Genomic DNA, 17,711 nt, shown 5'->3' on the forward strand with positions numbered 1-17,711 from the left:
AGCCGCGCCGCCAGATCCGGAATGTTGTGGCGCACCAGCGGCTCGCCCCCGGTCAGGCGCACGCGCCGGGTGCCAAGGCGCCCGAAGGCCGCCATCACCCGCTCGATCTCGTCGAAGGTCAGCCAGTGCTCGGGCACTTCGAAATCGCGAAAGCCCTCCGGCATGCAGTAAAAGCAGCGCAGGTCGCAGCGGTCGGTGACCGACACGCGTACGTATTCGATCGTACGGCCAAAGGGATCCACAAGTCCGCGATCGTTCATCGAAGCTCCCGGCCTCGGGCGAGGCGATATGTTTGGCAGGACATATCGTAGGTCATGCGTGTCAGCATGTCGGAAATCGCACAGTTCCGGCGCAAGAATAAATAAATTCTTTCGCGAATAACTCCAGTCTATGCGTGCATAGAAAAGTCTCGTTGGCACCCGGCTCGCCGGGCATCCACAATACGCGGTGGACAACTGAACCGACAGTCAACGAGGTCGCGCCCATGAGTGCCCTGCCCGAATTCGAAGATCACGGCAAGCAGGAGATCAAGTACACCACCTGTTACATGTGTGCCTGTCGCTGTGGCATCAAGGTCACCGTGGAGGACAACAAGGTCCGCTACATCCAGGGGAACCGGCATCATCCGATCAACAAGGGCGTGCTCTGTGCCAAGGGCAACGCCGGGATCATGAAGCAGCAGTCCCCGGCCCGCCTGCACCAGCCGATGCGCCGCAAGCCGGGCACCGAGCGCGGCGCCGGCGAGTTCGAGCCGATCTCCTGGGACGAGGCCATCGATACCCTGTCCGAACGCCTGAAAAAGATCCGCGAGACCGATCCGCGCAAGCTGGCGTTCTTTACCGGCCGTGACCAGATGCAGGCCCTGACCGGCCTGTGGGCGACCCAGTTCGGCACCTACAACTGGGCGGCCCACGGCGGCTTCTGTTCGGTGAACATGGCCGCCGGCGGCCTGTACACCACCGGCTTCGCCTTCTGGGAATTCGGTGATCCCGACTGGGACCGCACCAAGTACCACATGCTGTGGGGCGTGGCCGAGGACCATGCCTCCAACCCGATCAAGATCGGGCTGGAGAAGCTCAAGCGCAACGGCGGCAAGTTCGTGGCCATCAACCCGGTGCGCACCGGCTACCAGGCGATCGCCGACGAATGGGTGGGCATCAAGCCCGGCACCGACGGCCTGTTCGCGCTGTCGATGCTGCACGTACTGCTGAAGAACAGCCAGTTCGACTGGGACTTCCTGGTGCGCTACACCAACGCCACCCAGCTGGTGGTGCAGACCCCGGGGCAGCAGGGCGACGGCCTGATCCTGCGCGACGACAACGGCAACCCGCTGGTCTGGGAGCTGGAGAAGGAAGACTTCGTTGACGGCAGTCAGGTGGACATCAAGCCGGCGCTGTTCGGCGAGTACACCGCGCCCGACGGCCGCCCGGTCAAGACCGTGATGACCCTGCTGGCCGAGCGCTATCTGGATGACGAGTACTCCCCGGAGAACACTGCCGAGATCACCGGCGTGCCGGCCGAGCAGACCGAGCGCCTGGCGCTGGAGATGGCCCACGTCGCGTTCAAGGAGACCATCGAGCTCGATATCGAGTGGACCGACTCCTGGGGCCGCAAGCACGACAAGGTGTTCGGCCGCCCGGTGTCCATGCACGCGATGCGCGGCATTTCCGCGCACTCCAACGGCTTCCAGACCTGCCGCGCGATCCACTTCCTGCAGATCATGCTGGGTTCGGTGGACTGCCCCGGCGGTCACCTGGCCAAGCCGCCGTATCCCAAGCACGTCCCGCCGGGCATCAAGCCGGCGAAGGAATGCGCGCCGAACACCCCGCTGAAGAGCCCGCCGCTGGGGTTCCCGACCGCGCCGGAAGACCTGGTCATCGATGACGACGGCAACCCGCTGCGCATCGACAAGGCCTATTCCTGGGATGCGCCGATCTCCAACCACGGCATGATGCACATGGTCGTGACCAACGCGGTCAAGGGTGACCCGTACCCGATCGACACGCTCATCTTCTTCATGGCGAACATGTCGTGGAACTCCACGATGAACACCGCCGAAGTGATGGACATGCTGCGGGCCAAGGACGAGAACGGCGAGTACAAGATCCCGTACCTGGTGGTCTCGGACGCGTTCAACTCCGAGATGGTCAGCTTTGCCGACCTGGTGCTGCCGGATACTACCTATCTGGAACGCTACGACACCATCTCCATGCTCGACCGCCCGATCTCCGAGCCGGCCGCGGCGGCCGACTCCATCCGCCATCCGATTCTCGAGCCGGATCGCGACGTGCGCCCGTGGCAGGAGGTGATGGTCGAGCTGGCCGGCCGCCTGAAGTTCCCGGCATTCACGAAGGACGACGGCAGCCGCAAGTTTGCCGACTACAAGGACTTCATCGTCAACTTCGAGAAGGAGCCGGGCATCGGCTTTCTGTCGGGTTATCGTGGCAAGGATGGCCAGAGCCACCTGCGCGGCGAGCCGAACCCGAAGCAGTGGGAGGCGTACATCGAGAACCAGGGGTTCTTCATGTATCACCTGCCGGAGAGCCAGCAGTTCTACCGCTACGCCAACCAGGAGTATCTGGAGCTGGCGAAGCACGCCGGCTGGGTGGGCAAGACCGACCCGATCACCATCGAGCTCTACTCCGAGACCCAGCAGCGCTTCAAGCTGGCCGGTCAGGGCCTGTATGACGGTCCGCAGCCGACGAAACAGGAGCACAAGGATCGCCTGACCGAGTTCTTCGATCCGCTGCCGATCTGGCACAAGCCGCTGGAGCAGACCCGCATCGACGAGGACGAGTACCCGTTCTACGCGGTCAACCAGCGCCCGATGTTCATGTATCACTCCTGGGATTCGCAGAACGCCTGGCTGCGCCAGATCTGTGCCCAGAACTACCTGTACATGAACCGCCAGAAGGCCGAGTCCATGGGCATCGAGGACCTGTCCTGGGTGTGGCTGGAGTCGCACAACGGCAAGATCCGCGTGCAGGTGAAGCTGATCGAGGGCTGCGAGCCCAATACCGTCTGGACCTGGAATGCGATCGGCAAGCAGAAGGGCGCCTGGGGGCTGAAGGACGACGCCAACGAGTCGCAGAAGGGCTTCCTGATGAATCACCTCATCAGCGAGCTGCTGCCGAAGAAGGGCGACCCGGTGGACGATATCACCAACTCCGACCCGGTCACCGGCCAGGCCGCGTGGTATGACCTGAAGGTCAAGATCACGCCGGCCGAGCCGGAGGAAAGGGGCTCCTGGCCGCAGTTCGACAAGGTCAAGGCCACGCCGGGCATGTCCGAATCGCCGGACCAGCTGCGCTACCACGCGCACAAGCCCGTGCACCTGAACCGCGACATCCGCGACGTGCTGACCCGCGGCTCGCTGGACGACGACAAGAACTGAGCCGGCCCGCCCCGTGGCGGCCCGGCGCCGTCACGGGGCTCGCCCGCACGAACGATCTGAGGGAGTACCAACCATGCGTCTTGGACTCGTAATCGACATGGATACCTGCGTGGGCTGCCATGCCTGCGCGGTGGCCTGCAAGCAGTGGAACACCAGCGGCACCACCGGACCGCTGACCGACTATCAGCCCTACGGGGAAGACCCCAGTGGCGTGTGGTTCAACCGCATTCGCCACTATGAGGTCGGGGACTACCCCAACAACAAGACCGTCAACATCCCGATGTCCTGCATGCACTGCGAGCATGCCGACTGCGTGAACGTCTGCCCGACCGGCGCCTCCTACAAGCGCCCGGAAGACGGCATCGTGCTGGTCGACCAGGACAAGTGCATGGGCTGCAACTACTGCGCCTGGGCCTGCCCCTACGGCGCCCGCGAGCTGGACCGCGAAGACGGCGTGATGAAGAAGTGCACCCTGTGCGTGGACCGCATCTACGACGAGGCCCTGCCGCCGGAAGAGCGCCAGCCGGCCTGCGTGATCACCTGCCCGGCGCATGCGCGCTTCTTCGGTGACTTCGACGACGAAGAATCCGAGGTCAGCCGTCTGGTGCGCGAACGCGGCGGGGTGAAGCAGATGCCCGAGCTGGGCTACAAGCCGGTCAATACGTATCTGCCGCCGCGAGTCACCCGCCCCATTCCCACCGACGATGTGCGTGCCAATACGCTGATCAGCTCGGTGAAGGACTGGGTCAACAAGATGGTGGCGCGCTAAAGCGCCGCACCCGGGGAGAAAACACCATGCATCCTGCACTTTCCGTCATCCTGTTCACGGTCACTTCGGGCGCCGGCTATGGTCTGTTCGTCCTGCTGGTGATCTTTCATCTGGCCGGCATCGGTCCGGCGATGAGCCACGGTGAACTGATCGCCCACGGCGTTGCCGCGCTGGGCCTGATTACCTTCGGCCTGCTCCTTTCCACCGGCCACCTGGCGAACAAGAAGAACGCCTGGCGTTCGTTCATGCGCTTCAAGACCTCCTGGCTCTCGCGCGAGGCGGTGTTTGCCGTGCTGTTCTATCCGTTTGCGCTGGTTTATGGCCTCTGCGTGTTGCTGTTCGGTCCGGAGATCGGCCCGCTGGGCATGGTGGCCGGCCTGGTGGCCGCGATCCTCGCCGTGATCACGCTGTTCTCGACGGGCATGATCTACGGCTGCCTGAAGACCATCCGTCAGTGGAACACCGCACTGACCCCGGCCAACTACATCATGCTGGGCGTGGCCACCGGCGCGGTCGCCTATGCGGCCATTGCCAGCGCCTTTGGCAACGCCACCGCGATGCACGCCGGCGTGGCCATCGTGATGCTGCTGATCGCCGCGGTCCTCAAGGGGATCTACTATTTCTGGATCTCGCGCGTGACCGGCCCGACGATCAACACGGCCACCACCTTCAACCGTGCCACGGTGCGGCTGCTGGATACCGGCCACACCGCCGGTACGTTCCTGACCGACGAGTTTGGTTACGACCCGGGCAAGAACACCACGGACATCCTGAAGATGGCGGTGTTCCTGCTGGGCTTTATCGTCCCCGCGCTGGTGTTCGCGGCGGTGCTGACCGGCGCCCCCGCAGCGATCGGCTGGCTGGCCCTGGTGTCTACCCTGATCGGGGTCGGCATGGAGCGCTGGCTGTTCTTCGCCGAGGCCAAGCACGTGGTCCGCCTGTATCACGGTGCCCAGCACACCTGACCCGACGCGGCCGTAGTGCCGCAGCAAAAGACCCCGCAACCGGGTTCCCGGGTGCGGGGTCTTTTCGTTCAGGGGAACCCGACGCAGATGCCCGTCGGGTCGTTCGGGGATGCCGGGTTACTTGTTCTTGCCGGCCTCGCGCACGTTGTGCACGACCACATAGCCCACCCAGCCGAGGAAGACAAGGATGCCTAGCAGGGTCGCAATGGTCAGGATGCCGATCGGGGACTGAAACAGGATTTCGGTAATCATGGCGCTCTCCCTGTGGTATATGCCGCACCTGCTACGAAAATAGACCTGTTCCCCGCGGGGCTGCCATGACCTGTCTCAATCTTTCGGCGGCTCTTCCTCTCTGGCGCTGCCGTTGACGACCACACAGTTGCGTCCCCGGGATTTGGCCGCGTAGAGGGCATCATCGGCCCGCCGCAGCGCATCGTCGGCGCCCCTGTCGTCCGCGCGAAGGATGGTCACCCCGATGCTGGTCGTCACCCCGGTGGTGTTCGGGCGTTCGGGCTGCGGCTCCATCGCCTCCACACGGGCCCGTACGCGCTCCGCGGTGTGCTCGGCGCCTTCCGGCGAGGTGCCGTGGAGGAGGATCGCGAATTCCTCGCCGCCCAGGCGTGCGGCGCGGTCGCCGGCCCGCAGCGCGGATGCGATACAGTCGGCGAACTCGACCAGCACCTGATCGCCGATCTCGTGACCGTAACGGTCGTTGAACCGCTTGAAGTGGTCGATGTCCAGCATCAGCAGGCCGGCGGTGTAGCCCGGTTCCCGGCGCATGCGCGCGTATTCGCGCTCCAGTTCGTCCATGAACAGCCGGCGGTTGGCCAGCCCGGTCAGCGGGTCGGTGCGCGCCAGCGTTTCCAGGCGCTGCTCCATTCGTTTGTGTTCGGTGATGTCCTGGACCACGCCCACCATGCGCCGGGCGTGCTGATCACGGTCGCGCTCGATCACTTGCCCTGCATCCAGCAGCCAGGCCTCGGACCCGGAGGGGTGGCGCACCCGGAATTCCGCGGAATAGCGCAAGGTTTCGCCCGCGAGGTGTCGCTGCAGCGCGGTGTCCCGGCGCTCGCGATCATCCGGATGCAGGACCTGCTCCCACAGCGTTATGGGCCCGATTCCTTCCGCCTCCGCCAGGCCTGTGAGCTCGCCCCAGCGGCGGTCGACATACATCGAATCCTGATCGACCCGCCAGTCCCACAGACCCAGGTGGGCCCCTTCGAGTGCGGCGGCCATGCGCGCCTCCGATTCGCGGACCCGTCCCTCCAGACTCGCGCGGCTGCGGGCATAGCGGATCGCGCGCACCAGGGTGGAGGTCTCGATACGACCCTTGACCAGGTAGTCCGCCGCCCCGGCCTCCAGTGTCCTGAGAGCGAAATCCTCGTCGTCGTAACCGGTCAGCACGATGATCGGCGTCTCCCGGAACCACTCGCGTGCGGCGCGTACGGTGTACAGCCCGGTGCTGTCAGGCAGTGACAGGTCGAGCAGAACGACGGCGGGCGACACCTTGTCCAGGACCTGCGGCACCGCCGACAAACGGTCGACCCAGGTGACGTCGAAGCGATCGCGGGCGGAGCCCCGCAGGCCGAAGCGCACCAGGTCGGCGTCTCCCGGCTCGTCTTCCACCAGTAGCACCGGCACGCCCTCCCTGCGGGTGTCCTCCGGGGCCGTTGCATGGTCTCCGCCTTTCCGGGGCGCTTCCGGCGAGGCGTCGCGACGCTCGGTCGGGGAAGGGGCGGGGGTCGGAGACGGGGCGTGCTCCGCCAGCGGCAGGTTCCAGTCCTGCGCCAGTCGCTGTACCCGGACGCAGAACTGTTCCATGTCCAGCGGCTTGACCATGTAGTCGGCCGCACCGTTTTGCCGGCTGGCGCGGATGTCGCGTTCCAGATCCGAGGTGGACAGGACGACCACCGGGGTCGCGTCCGCCTGATCGGTTTCGCGCAGGCGTTGCAGGAACTCCAGGCCGCCCATGTGCGGCATGTTCAGGTCCAGCAGGATCAGCCCCGGCTGCGGGGCATGGTCGTAGGGCGCCTCACCCGCCAGAAACCGCAGGGCCTCGCGCCCGTCGTTCACGTGATGCAGGCGCGCGGTGACCCCGGCTTCCTCGAAGGCCATGCGCGTCAGGTGGACGTCCGCCGGTTCGTCTTCCACCAGCAGGACGTCGGTGACCGGCTCGGCGTTCTCGCTCATCGGGTGGTCTCCACGGGCCCCTTCATCCGTTCGATTCGTTATCAGTCTGCTCGTCGCCCGGGATCCGGCGGGGTATCCGGAACCAGAAGGTGCTGCCGTGTCCCGGTCCGTCCGATTCGGCGCCGATGCGGCCGCCGTGATGTTCCACGATCCGGCGGCACAGCGCCAGACCGATACCGCTGCCCTCGTATTCGCCGTGACCGTGCAGGCGCGAGAAGACCCGGAACAGTCGATCCTCCTGATCCTGCGGGATGCCAACCCCGTTGTCGCGCACGCGGACCTCCCAGTGGTCGCCATCGATGCGTCCGTCGATGCGGACCTCGGGGCGCGTGTCGCCCGGCACGTACTTCAGCGCATTGTCGATCAGGTTCTGCAGCAGGCGTACCAGCTCGTCCTGGCTGGCGACCAGGCGCGGCCAGTCGCCTTCGACGTCGATGCGCGCGGATGTTTCGGTCACTGCCGGCTGCAGGAACGCCAGAGCGGTGTCCAGGACCTCGCGGGTGTCCAGCGGAGCCATGGGGTCGGTCTTGCGTCCCACTCGGGAGTATTCCAGCAGGCCCACGATCATGCGGTCCATGCGTCGGGCGCCCTCGGTGGCGTAACCGAGGAAACGCTGCTGGTCGGCATCCAGCTGTTCGCCCAGGCTGCGCTCCAGCAGCTGCAGGTAGCTGCTGACCATGCGCAGCGGCTGGCGCAGATCGTGGGATACCCCGTAGGCGAACTGCTCCAGCTCCTCGTTGGAGCGGCGCAGCTCCAGATTCAGCCCTTCCAGGGCCTGTTGCACCCGGTGGCGTTCCAGTACGTTGCCCAGCAGGTCCGCCACGTGCCGCAGGGTCTCGGCATCCTCCGGCCCCCAGGATGCCGTGCCGTGTACGTCCACTACACCCAGCAGGCCCACGGGGTCGCCGGCGGCCTGTAGCGGAGCGGCCATCATCGCCCGTATGCCCAGAGCCCGCATGAGCTCGTGTTCGGCGGAGGAGCTCTCGCCGGTGTGAGCGTTACCGGGCATCTGCATCAGCTGTCCCTGCTCCATCCGTTGCCGCCAGGCCGGCAGATCGTCCAGGTTCAGCGCCTGCAGTTCATCCTTTTTCCGCGGGATGCCCGGGGCCGCCCATTCGTGGGTGTTGTCCATCAGCGACCCGTTGCGCCGCAGCAGAAGAACCGCGGACCGGCTGGCTCCCAGCAGTTCCCCCAGCACCTCCAGCGATTCCTCGATCGCCCGGTCCACGTCGCGTCGGGTCACCAGACGCGTAGCGATGTCGGAGGTCGCGCGGTCGGCGGCCTGGCGCCGGGCCAGGGCTTCTTCCGTGGCCTTGCGTTCGGTGATGTCGAGCACCGTCCCCAGCATCCACAGAGGCGTGCCCTCGTCGTCGAATTCGACCTCGCCCTGCTGGTAGACCGTGCGGATCTCGCCGTCCGGGCGCAGGATCCGGTGTTCCACCCGGTAGGGCACACCCGGGCCGCTCACCGAGGCATCGATGGCCGCGCGGACCGTGTCGCGGTCGTCGGGGTGGACCCGTTCCATGAAGGCCGCCTCGGTCGCGCCCCATTGGTCGTGGTCCAGTCCGAAGATGCGGTAGACCTCCTCTGACCAGCGGATCTCGCCGGAGCGGAAATCGGATATCCAGTTGCCCATGTGGGCGATGCGCTGGGCCTCGGCCAGTTCGTTCTCGCGCTGGCGCAGCTCGGCCTCGACCTCCTTGAGCCGCTGGATGTCGACGTGGATGCCCGTCATTCGCCGCGGCTCGCCCAGCGGGCCCCACTCGACCACGCGTCCTCGACCCAGGGTCCACAGCCATCCACCGTCGGCAAGGCGGTAGCGGAACTCGATGGAGAATTTCCCGCCCTCGGCCAACTGGCGCTGTACTTCCGCTTCCGCCTGGACAAGATCCTCCGGGTGGATCCGGTTGCGCCAGTCCTCGTAGGCCAGCAACCGGCCCTCCCCCGGGTCCTCGCCCAGCATGCGCCAGCACTGATCATCCCAGTGGATCCGGTCTTCCGGGACATCCCATTCCCAGATGCCGAAGCGCGCGGCCTCCTGGGCCAGGCGGAAGCGGGCCTCGCTGTCGGCCAGGGCCCGTTCCATCACCTTGCGCACCGAGATGTCCTGGAAGGACACCACCACGCCGGTCAGTTCGCCGGTGTCGTCGCGCGTGGGCGAGGCGTAGACCAGGACCGGGAAGGCCTCACCGTCCTGGCGCCAGAAATGATCTTCCCAGGCCTCCACCGTCTCGCCACTGAGCAGGACCCCGTGGATCGGGCATTCTTGCGCGGGATAATGCGAGCCGTCGGGATGGCTGTGATGTGTCGTGGCGTGAGAATCCCGCCCCAGGGCCTCGGTCTGGTCGGCGAAGCCCAGCAGGCGACAACCGGTGGGGTTGATGAAGCTGAAACGACCCTCCCGGTCGATGCCGAACACGCCTTCGCCCAGGCTGGCCAGCAGGTTCTCGCGGAAGCGGCGTTCCTCGCTGCGCGCAACCTCCATCGTGAATCGCTGGCTGACGTCGCGCACGATCATCAGCACTTCGCGGTCGTTCAGCGGGACCACCCGGGCCTCGAAATGGCCGGGCATGCCCAGTGCAGTCGTGTCGTATTCGAAGTCGCGGACCTCGCCGCTGTCCAGTGCCTCGCGGATCGCCCGCGTCCCCTGTTCCGCATAGGCGGGCGGGAACAGCTCGTCCAGGCGCCGCCCGAGAAACTCCTCGGGTGGCATCAGCAGCATCTCTTCCGAGACGGCCTCGCATTCGATGAAGGTGCCGTCGCGGTCCATGCGGAACAGGCTGTCCGGCAGGGCCCGCATCAGTGCGCGCGCGTGGGCCTCGCTGCGCTCCAGCGCCGCCGCCTTGTCTTCCAGTTCCCGGCGCACGGTCGTCAGGCGACGGTTCACCAGGACCAGGCCGAGGATCAATGCGAGCATGAGACTGCCGACCACCAGCGTCAGGGTGACCTGCTGGCCGTAGACCTGCATGAATTCCCGCAGGGTAAGCTGCGGGAGGGCATCGAAGGGCGGCAGTCGGAGTTCGCGTGCCAGCTCCTCTACCGGTTCGTAGTCCATGGGTACCGCAAAGCCGTCGATACCCGCGGCCTGCGCGGGTGCCGACTGGCGGTCCAGTTCCAGCAGGGCGACCAGCATGCGGTGACTGAGCTCGCGGGGTACGTGGCCAATCGCGATGAACGGCCATTCCGGATACAGCCGGGTGGACAGCGCCAGCGGGAAATCCGCCATGTCCTGGCGGGCGATCACTCGGATCTCCTCCGGGTCGATCCGACCGGCATCCTGCAGGCGTTCCAGGACCCCGATTCGCACGAACCCCACGTCCGCTTCGCCGTCCAGCACCCGTTCCACCACACGGTCGTGTGGCATCCCGGTGAATTCGATGTCTGCATCACGCGGTGTCGCGCCGCGTTCGCGCAGTTCCCGCGCCTGGGCCTGGTAGCCGCCCAGTGATTCGGGCACTACGGCCGCGATTCGCTGCCCGGCGACGTCTTCCCAGTCCTGGATGTGATCGTGGTCGGCGCGGGTAAAGGCGACTCCGCCGAATCCGCGTACCGGTGTTCCTTTTCGCACCGGGATCAGGGTCGCCAGGGCACCCGACAGATGGCTGTCGCTGCGAATGCGGATGAAATGGGTGGGGTTGGTCAGCAGGAAATCCAGCCGGTTGTTGCGCAGCTCCTGATCCAGCGCCGAGTATTCGGCGATCACCGCGTCCACCGTCACATCATCCAGTTCCGCGTCCAGGTGCTGGATCAGCGGCTCCCAGCGATCCCGGGCCACATCTTCCGGTTCGAAGGCCAGGATCCCCACGGTCACGCTGCGTTCGGCCACCGCCGGTGTTGCCGCCAGCATCAGCAGGGCGATAAGCAGGGGTGCCGCGATCCCGATTGCGTATCTCATCGGGGGTCCTCGCGTGGCAGCAGGTCGTGGCGTACCAGCTCATCTCCAAAGTCGCGGTCCAGCGGTGCGCCTGCGTCTTCCGACAGACCGGCAATCTCCCGTGCCGCCAGCAGGACCCGGGAGTCGGAACCATCCAGAAGCCGGCGGTTGCTGGCCGGGTCCGGCAGCACCAGTCCACGGAAGGTCTCCATGGCGCGGTGGCCGGGGACCCCGAGGCGTTCCGCCATGCGGTAGCCCGCGTCCACCGGATTGGCGCGCAGGTGATGCAGGGCACGGAAATGCGCCGCGATCAGGTGGCGGGTTGATCGCTCGAGGCGTTCCAGGTGGCCGGCCTCGATCGCGAGGACATCGAAGATCGTGTCCGGCATCGCCCGGCTGTCGAACAGGACGTGCGCGCCGTCGTCCCGCAGGCGGTCGGCGACGGGCTGATAGGTCACCACGGCATCCACTTCATCCCGCTCCCAGGCGGCCTCCTGCTCGTCGATGGTCAGCGACACGGTTTTCACCTGGTCACGACCGAGGCCCGCCGTGTCCAGGGTGTGGTGGAGCATCAGGGCCCCCAGGGCCGAGTCTTCCACGCCGACCCGGCGCCCGGCCAGATCTTCCAGGGCCTCGATTCCGGGGCGCGCCAGCACCATGTCGGCCCCCGCGGAGATGTTGAAGACCAGCACGATGCGAAGATCCGTCCCCCGGGCGCGCACCCGCAGCACCTCATCCAGGGTCAGCGCCGCACCATGGACCTCTCCGGTGGCCAGCCGGCGCATGGATTCGCTGGCGGAGGCGGTCTCGCGCAGTCGGACCCGCTCGGGGTCCAGCCAGCCCATGGCCCGCGCCAGGAACATCGGCTCGTAGCCCGGCCATACGTGGCCGGCAATCTCCAGTGGCGGCTCCGGGCGGCCACAGGCCCCCAGCAGGGCGGGGAGGGTGGCGCCAGCGGCGACCAGAAAATGGCGTCGATCCATGTACATGTCCGCGTCTGGCGGGGGCGGCCCGGCTGGTCCGGGCGGTTGATAAGGTGTTCCAGTCTACAGCCTCCCGGTCCGGTGCGTCCCCGTTGGTTACAATGCCGCGATGAATGGCGAATGGATGATCACCTTCGAGATCGCGGCCACGCTGTTCGCCGGCCTCGGGCTGTTCTTCGTCGGTATCCGGCTGATCGGCGAACACCTGCGCCAGCTCGCGGATCAGCGCCTGCGGGCGCTGGTGGGGCGCGCGACCGGTTCCAGCCGCGCGGCGGCCCTGCTCGGTCTGGTCGGCGGGGCCATCACGCAGAGCATCCACGCGGTGATCTTCGTGCTGATCTCGCTGGTGACCGCCGGCGTGCTGGACGCCCGGCGGGCGCAGCCGGTGATCAACTACGCCAACCTCGGGACCTCGCTGCTGGTCCTGATCGCTGCGCTCGATCTGACCCTGCTGGTGTTCATCCTCGTCGGGGTGACCGGACTGCTGTTCTACTTCGATCGCGACCGGTCGGCGCGGGTGCGCCACCTGATCCGGGCCATGCTCGGCATCGGGCTGCTGTTCCTCGGCCTGATGTTCATCAAGGAGGGGGCCAAGCCGCTGAGCGAACTGGCCTGGATGACCGATCTGATGTCGCTGTCGGCGCAGTCGCTGCTGATCGCGTTCGTGACCGGACTGGTGTTCGCGGTGATCGCGCATTCGGCTTCCAGCATCACCATCGTGACCATGGCGCTGGCGGCCGGCGGCGTGATCGATCTCGAATACGGCCTGGTGGTGGTCTACGGGGCGAGCTTCGGCACGGGCCTGTCGACCCTGATCCTGGCCGCCTCGCACAAGGGGCTGGGGCGCCAGCTGGCGCTTTACCAGTTCATCCTGAAGGGGCTCGGGCTGCTGGTGCTGCTGCCACTGTTCTGGATAGAGTTCTATGGTGGCATCCCGTTGGTGGCCGCCGCGTTGCAGGCTACGGGAGCCGGCATCGGCCTGCAGATCGCGTTCGCCTATATCCTCTACCAGGTGGTCTGCGACCTCGCGATGCACCCGGTCCACGGCCGGGTCTCCCGGTTCCTCGAGCGCACGGCCCCGCCCACCGAGGAAGAAGCCCTGGGCAAGCCCCGCTTCATCTATGCCGGGGCCCGCAATGATGCCGGATCGGCCCTGGTGCTGGCGGAACAGGAACAGCTGCGGCTGCTGCAGCGACTGCCCGATTATCTGGACGCCGTGCGTGACGACGCCGATGGCGCCGGACACGATCGGCGGGCCCTGCACCGCGGCAATCTGCAGGTGACCGAGGCGATCGAGCGTTTTCTCGACGATATCCTGTCCGGGGCGCTGAGCGGGGCCACGCTCGACCACGCAATCGTGCTGAAGAACCGCAACCAGCTCCTGCACCAGCTTGAGGAGACCCTGAACGACCTTGCCACGGAGATCGAACGGGCCCGGCGGGCGGGCGCCGGCAGCGAGGCCGGCGCACTGACCCACAACGTGGCCGAGACCCTGCACATGATGCTGCTGACGCTGAATGATGCGGCGCGCACCGGCGATCCCGAGGACATCGCCCTGCTGCAGTCCCTGACCCACGACCGCTCCGAGCTGATGGATTCGATCCGTCGCCGGCTGCTGGCTTCCGGGGATCTGGACGGGGCCGTGCGCGAGGCGGTCTTTGGCGCGACCAGCCTGTTCGAACGCGGTATCTGGGTGCTCCGGCGCTATGCGCTGTTGCTGGACCCGCCGGCGGGTGCGTCGTACGAGGCCGGGCCCGCGACCGAGGGTGTGGCTACGTAGACCGCGTTTTCATTCTTCCGGCCGGGATTCATGTGCGCCGATCAGGGCGCGGATCGCACCGGTCATCTGGTTGCTCAACGCCTCCATCTCGCCAAACCGGGCGAGGGCCCGTGCGGCGTGACCCTCGCGTTTGAGCCGGACCAGCTCGTCGCCCAGCTGATGGACCTGATCGTGCAGGGCGTGGATCGACGGCACGCGGTCGCCGTCGGGGTCATGGGCATGCAGCCAGCGACCGAACGGGCACCGTCGCGGATCCGGCTCGGGCGGCCATTCCGTCCGGTCCTGCAGGAACTCCTGCAGCGAGTTGACCCAGGCGCGGTGGGCGACGATGCCGAACAGCATCGGGCGCAGCTCGTTCGCGACCGGCGTGGCCTGCGTCCAGCTGGCGTGCGGCTGCCACTGCGCCTGCCACGACAGCAGCTGGTCGGCGGGCATGGGGCGGGCGATGGCATAGCCCTGGGCCATTTCGCAGCCCAGCTGCAGCAGCATCTCGCCGTGCAGTTCGGTCTCCACCCCTTCGGCGATCACTTCGCGCTGGAAGCTCCCGGCCAGCCCGATGATCCCGTGCAGGATGGACAGGTCATCCGGGTCGTACAGCATGTCGCGCACGAAGCTCTGGTCGATTTTGAGGGTCTCGACCGGCAGGCGCTTGAGATAGGACAGCGAGGAATAGCCGGTACCGAAATCGTCCAGCGAGAAACGCACGCCCAGTTCCCGGCACTCGTGGATCAGGGACGACACGTGGGTGATGTCCTGCAGGGCGCTGGTCTCGACCACTTCCAGTTCCAGATCCCCGGGCTGTACCCGGGGGTGGCGGGCGAGGGCGGCGCGCAGCCCGGCGATGAAGTAGGGGTCGCTCAGCTGCAGCGCATCCACGTTGACGCTGACCGTCAGCGGGCGGCCCTGTTCGCGCCACTGTTCGATCTGCGCGAGCACCATGTCGATCACCCGGCTGCCCAGCTCCACCATCAGCGGATGGCCTTCCAGCTGCGGCAGGAATGCGCCCGGGGGCCGCAGGCCGTGCTCCGGATGCTGCCACCGGATCAGGGCTTCGGCCCCCACCAGTTCGCCGTTGCGCATCGACACCTTGGGCTGGTAGAAGAGCACGAACTCGTCGTTCGCCAGGCCCTGGCGGATGGCCTCCAGGGCTTCGTGCTGATCGCGCAGGTTGCGATCGAATGCCACATCGAACAGGTGGTAGCGGTCCCCGCCGGCCAGCTTGGCCTGATACATCGCCTGGTCCGCCTGACGCAGCAGCTGGTCGGCGTCCATGGGTTCGGCCTGGGGATACAGGCTGACCCCGAGGCTGGCGGTGACCTGCAGGCGGTGACTGCCGTCGTGCACCGGGCGGGAAGCGGTCTCGCGCAGGCGCTGCAACAGCGGCTGGGCGGATTCCACGTCCGGCAGGTCCAGCAGCACCGCGACGAACTCGTCGCCACCCAGCCGCGCCAGCGTATCGCCTTCGCGCAGGCATCCCTTCAGACGCTCCGCCAGTGCCACCAGCATGCGATCGCCCACCTCGTGGCCGTGACCGTCGTTGATCTCCTTGAAGCGGTCCAGGTCGAGGTAGACCAGCGCCAGTTGTTGTCCACGCCGCGCCTCCTGGGCCATGGCCTGATGCAGACGGTCGGCCAGCAATACCCGGTTGGGCAGCTCGGTGAGCGCGTCGAAATGAGCCATGTATTCCAGCTGACGCTGCTGTTCCTTCAGCGGGGTGATGTCGGAGAACAGCCCGACATAGCGCTGGATCGCGCCCTCGCCATCGCGAACCGCGCTGATGGTCAGCATCTCGGCGTACAGTTCGCCGTCCTTGCGCCGGTTCCACACCTCGCCCGACCAGCTTCCCTCGGCCCGGAGGGTCTGCCACAGGTCCGCGTAGAAGGCCTCGTCGTGCTTGCCGGACTGCAGCATGCTCGGATTGCGGCTCAGCACCTCCTCGCGCCGGTAGCCGGTGATGCGCGAGAAGGCGGTATTCACGTCGAGGATGCGGCCCTGCGGGTCCGTGATGAGGATCCCCTCGTTGGCATGATGGAAGACGCTGGCGGCCTGCATCAGCCGATCTTCGGCCTCGCTGCGCTGCATCTCGGAGGCAACACGGTCAACGAACAGCCCGAGCATCGCGGGGGCCAGTTCGTGCAGGCGCTCTTTCAGCGGCTGGCGACTCAGGGTCACCAGGATGCCCAGGGCCCGGCCCTGCCGATCCATCAGGTTGTGGCCGACATAGGCCTCGATGTCCATCTCCTCGAGCAGGTGGTCCTGCGGGAACAGGCTCCGGATGTTCTCCGGGTAACAGGCGGTACCGTCTTTCGTCACGTTGGCACAGGGGGTGCCAGCCAGATCGTAGCGGAAGGGCGTCAGTGGCTGACCGTCGGCCCAGCCGGCAAACGCCTCCACCCGATGCTGCCCCTCCTCCAGGCGGCCGACGAAGGCGATCTCGGTCCCGAGCGATTCGCACAGCAGGCGGCAGGCACGCTGGAAGAACTCCTCGCCGCCCAGCCGGGCCAGTTCACCGTTGAGCGTGGAGAGGGTCTGTTCGATGAGCTTGTGTTCGGTGATGTCACGACTGATGCCGAACACGCCGCGCACCCGCCCCTGGGGGTCGAACAGCGGCCACTTGTGGGTTTGCACGTAACCCGGGCGGCCATCGGCATCGTAGAACGGGTCGACCCGATTGAGTATTGGCCGGCCCTCGGCAAAGATGGCTTTCTCTTCCTCCTCGTAGATCCGCGCGGTATCCGCGGGGAAGATCTCGCGATCATGCTTGCCCACCATCTCGCGCCAGTCATCGTGCCCGGTGACGCGTGCCATCGGCTGGCTGCAGAAGCGGATGCGGCTTTGCGCGTCCTTGAAATAGATGAAATCGGTGGTCTGGTCGAGGAAGGTGTGAAAGTCCTCGCTGAAGGTCCGCAGGCGCTCTTCGATACGGCGGCGCCGGCGGATGTTCAGCGCCAGGGCGACGACCAGCACGGACAGTACCACCAGGCCGCCGATCAGCCAGTACCGCAGCTGGCGCTCCCGGGCGACGATCTCGGTGGACTGCAGCTCGACCATTTCCTCCAGGCGTTCCTGATAATGCCAGAGGCCCTGCTGGAGGTTGCGGCCGGGGGTGATGTCCTGAATCACCGAAAGCAGCAGGGTCTGGTCGTTGAAGGGGAACGGATGGGAATGCACTTCAACGGTGCGGATCTCGCCATCGGCCAGGCGGTGGCGGAAGATGAAATAGTTGCGCCCCTCGCGCGCGGCCAGCTCGCGTTCCTCGGCGACCTGCTCCGGGGTGAAGGTGTTGATCTGCTGGATCGGCATGCCGCGCAGTTCTTCCCGCGAGTAGCCGTAGAAGGACGCCGCGGCGGGATTGGCATCGACGATCTCGCCGGACTCCGGCTCGATCCACAGCATCACCACCCCGTGCTGATCGAAGACCTCCTCGAACTCGGGTGCCCCGGCTAGCGCCGTCCCCCCGGCGGCCGCCAGGCTCAGCAGCACCAGCAGCCAGGCGGCTCGCAGCCAGTGGGTCGCGTTCGAACGCCTCATGCGCCTCCGGACGCGGGACGCCCGCGTGCACCCGGGCGGCGGGTGGCGGGTGGCGAGTCTGCATCGCGAGGGGGATGCCGGTTTCCGGAAATCATGCGCTACCGATCAGGCGAAAATGCTGGCCAATGTACTGCACGACCGGCCTTGAACACCATATTTTCAAGGCCTCGTGCGCCGAGACCGCAACGGGAAGACCCGTTGAGAAACCGGGGGACGGCAGGGCCA

General features: G+C 66.5%; 10 protein-coding genes. 4 read left to right on the top strand and 6 right to left on the bottom strand.

Going from position 1 to position 17,711, the window contains the following annotated elements; translation table 11 throughout:
* On the bottom strand, window positions 1-260 hold a 260-nt coding region (locus B1A74_RS01145), incomplete at its 3' end, for a radical SAM protein (RefSeq protein WP_143592220.1).
* A 224-nt stretch (window positions 261-484) separates the two neighbouring features.
* Here B1A74_RS01145 and B1A74_RS01150 point away from each other — a divergent pair.
* From B1A74_RS01150 to B1A74_RS01160, 3 genes are all read left to right on the top strand, one after another.
* The gene (locus B1A74_RS01150; protein WP_077243530.1) at window positions 485-3,394 is read left to right on the top strand and encodes a molybdopterin oxidoreductase family protein; all 2,910 of its coding nucleotides are present in this window, start codon (window positions 485-487) and stop codon (window positions 3,392-3,394) included.
* 73 nt (window positions 3,395-3,467) lie between these two features.
* On the top strand, window positions 3,468-4,163 hold the full coding sequence (locus tag B1A74_RS01155; protein WP_018869064.1) for a 4Fe-4S dicluster domain-containing protein: 696 nt from the start codon (window positions 3,468-3,470) through the stop codon (window positions 4,161-4,163).
* Between the two features lie 26 nt (window positions 4,164-4,189).
* Window positions 4,190-5,128: a dimethyl sulfoxide reductase anchor subunit family protein gene (locus B1A74_RS01160; protein WP_018947098.1), complete on the top strand. Its 939-nt coding sequence runs from the start codon at window positions 4,190-4,192 to the stop codon at window positions 5,126-5,128.
* Between the two features lie 117 nt (window positions 5,129-5,245).
* On the opposite strand, the gene B1A74_RS14525 is transcribed toward B1A74_RS01160, so the two are convergent.
* The 4 genes from B1A74_RS14525 to B1A74_RS01175 form a co-directional block, all read right to left on the bottom strand.
* Window positions 5,246-5,380 (bottom strand): hypothetical protein, encoded by a 135-nt coding sequence (locus B1A74_RS14525; RefSeq protein ID WP_279625487.1) that lies wholly within the window; start codon window positions 5,378-5,380, stop codon window positions 5,246-5,248.
* Between the two features lie 75 nt (window positions 5,381-5,455).
* Entirely contained in the window at window positions 5,456-7,318 is a 1,863-nt protein-coding gene (locus B1A74_RS01165; RefSeq protein WP_077243531.1) for a diguanylate cyclase domain-containing protein, read from the bottom strand.
* A gap of 22 nt (window positions 7,319-7,340) precedes the next feature.
* Window positions 7,341-11,213, bottom strand: coding sequence for a PAS domain-containing protein (locus B1A74_RS01170; RefSeq protein WP_077243532.1), 3,873 nt, complete (start codon window positions 11,211-11,213; stop codon window positions 7,341-7,343).
* Complete coding sequence (locus B1A74_RS01175) at window positions 11,210-12,181, bottom strand: ABC transporter substrate-binding protein (RefSeq protein ID WP_077243533.1); 972 nt, start codon at window positions 12,179-12,181, stop codon at window positions 11,210-11,212. The genes B1A74_RS01170 and B1A74_RS01175 overlap by 4 nt, the downstream gene beginning before the upstream one ends.
* Window positions 12,182-12,284: 103 nt before the next feature.
* Here B1A74_RS01175 and B1A74_RS01180 point away from each other — a divergent pair, with 103 nt between their 5' ends.
* Window positions 12,285-13,955 (top strand): Na/Pi symporter, encoded by a 1,671-nt coding sequence (locus tag B1A74_RS01180; RefSeq protein ID WP_077243534.1) that lies wholly within the window; start codon window positions 12,285-12,287, stop codon window positions 13,953-13,955.
* Window positions 13,956-13,964: 9 nt separating this feature from the next.
* Here the strand turns inward: B1A74_RS01180 and B1A74_RS01185 are convergent, their stop codons facing one another.
* Window positions 13,965-17,486, bottom strand: coding sequence for an EAL domain-containing protein (locus B1A74_RS01185; protein ID WP_077243535.1), 3,522 nt, complete (start codon window positions 17,484-17,486; stop codon window positions 13,965-13,967).
* Between the last annotated feature and the right edge of the window lie 225 nt (window positions 17,487-17,711).

Source organism: Thioalkalivibrio halophilus (genome assembly GCF_001995255.1).
GTDB lineage: Bacteria > Pseudomonadota > Gammaproteobacteria > Ectothiorhodospirales > Ectothiorhodospiraceae > Thioalkalivibrio > Thioalkalivibrio halophilus.

Coding starts and splice junctions, on each gene's coding strand:
- B1A74_RS01160 (WP_018947098.1), top strand. CDS start 4,190: ATGCATCCTGCACTTTCCGTCATCCTGTTCACGGTCACTTCGGGCGCC.
- B1A74_RS01165 (WP_077243531.1), bottom strand. CDS start 7,318: ATGAGCGAGAACGCCGAGCCGGTCACCGACGTCCTGCTGGTGGAAGAC.
- B1A74_RS01170 (WP_077243532.1), bottom strand. CDS start 11,213: ATGAGATACGCAATCGGGATCGCGGCACCCCTGCTTATCGCCCTGCTG.
- B1A74_RS01180 (WP_077243534.1), top strand. CDS start 12,285: ATGAATGGCGAATGGATGATCACCTTCGAGATCGCGGCCACGCTGTTC.
- B1A74_RS01175 (WP_077243533.1), bottom strand. CDS start 12,181: ATGTACATGGATCGACGCCATTTTCTGGTCGCCGCTGGCGCCACCCTC.
- B1A74_RS01185 (WP_077243535.1), bottom strand. CDS start 17,486: ATGAGGCGTTCGAACGCGACCCACTGGCTGCGAGCCGCCTGGCTGCTG.
- B1A74_RS14525 (WP_279625487.1), bottom strand. CDS start 5,380: ATGATTACCGAAATCCTGTTTCAGTCCCCGATCGGCATCCTGACCATT.
- B1A74_RS01155 (WP_018869064.1), top strand. CDS start 3,468: ATGCGTCTTGGACTCGTAATCGACATGGATACCTGCGTGGGCTGCCAT.
- B1A74_RS01150 (WP_077243530.1), top strand. CDS start 485: ATGAGTGCCCTGCCCGAATTCGAAGATCACGGCAAGCAGGAGATCAAG.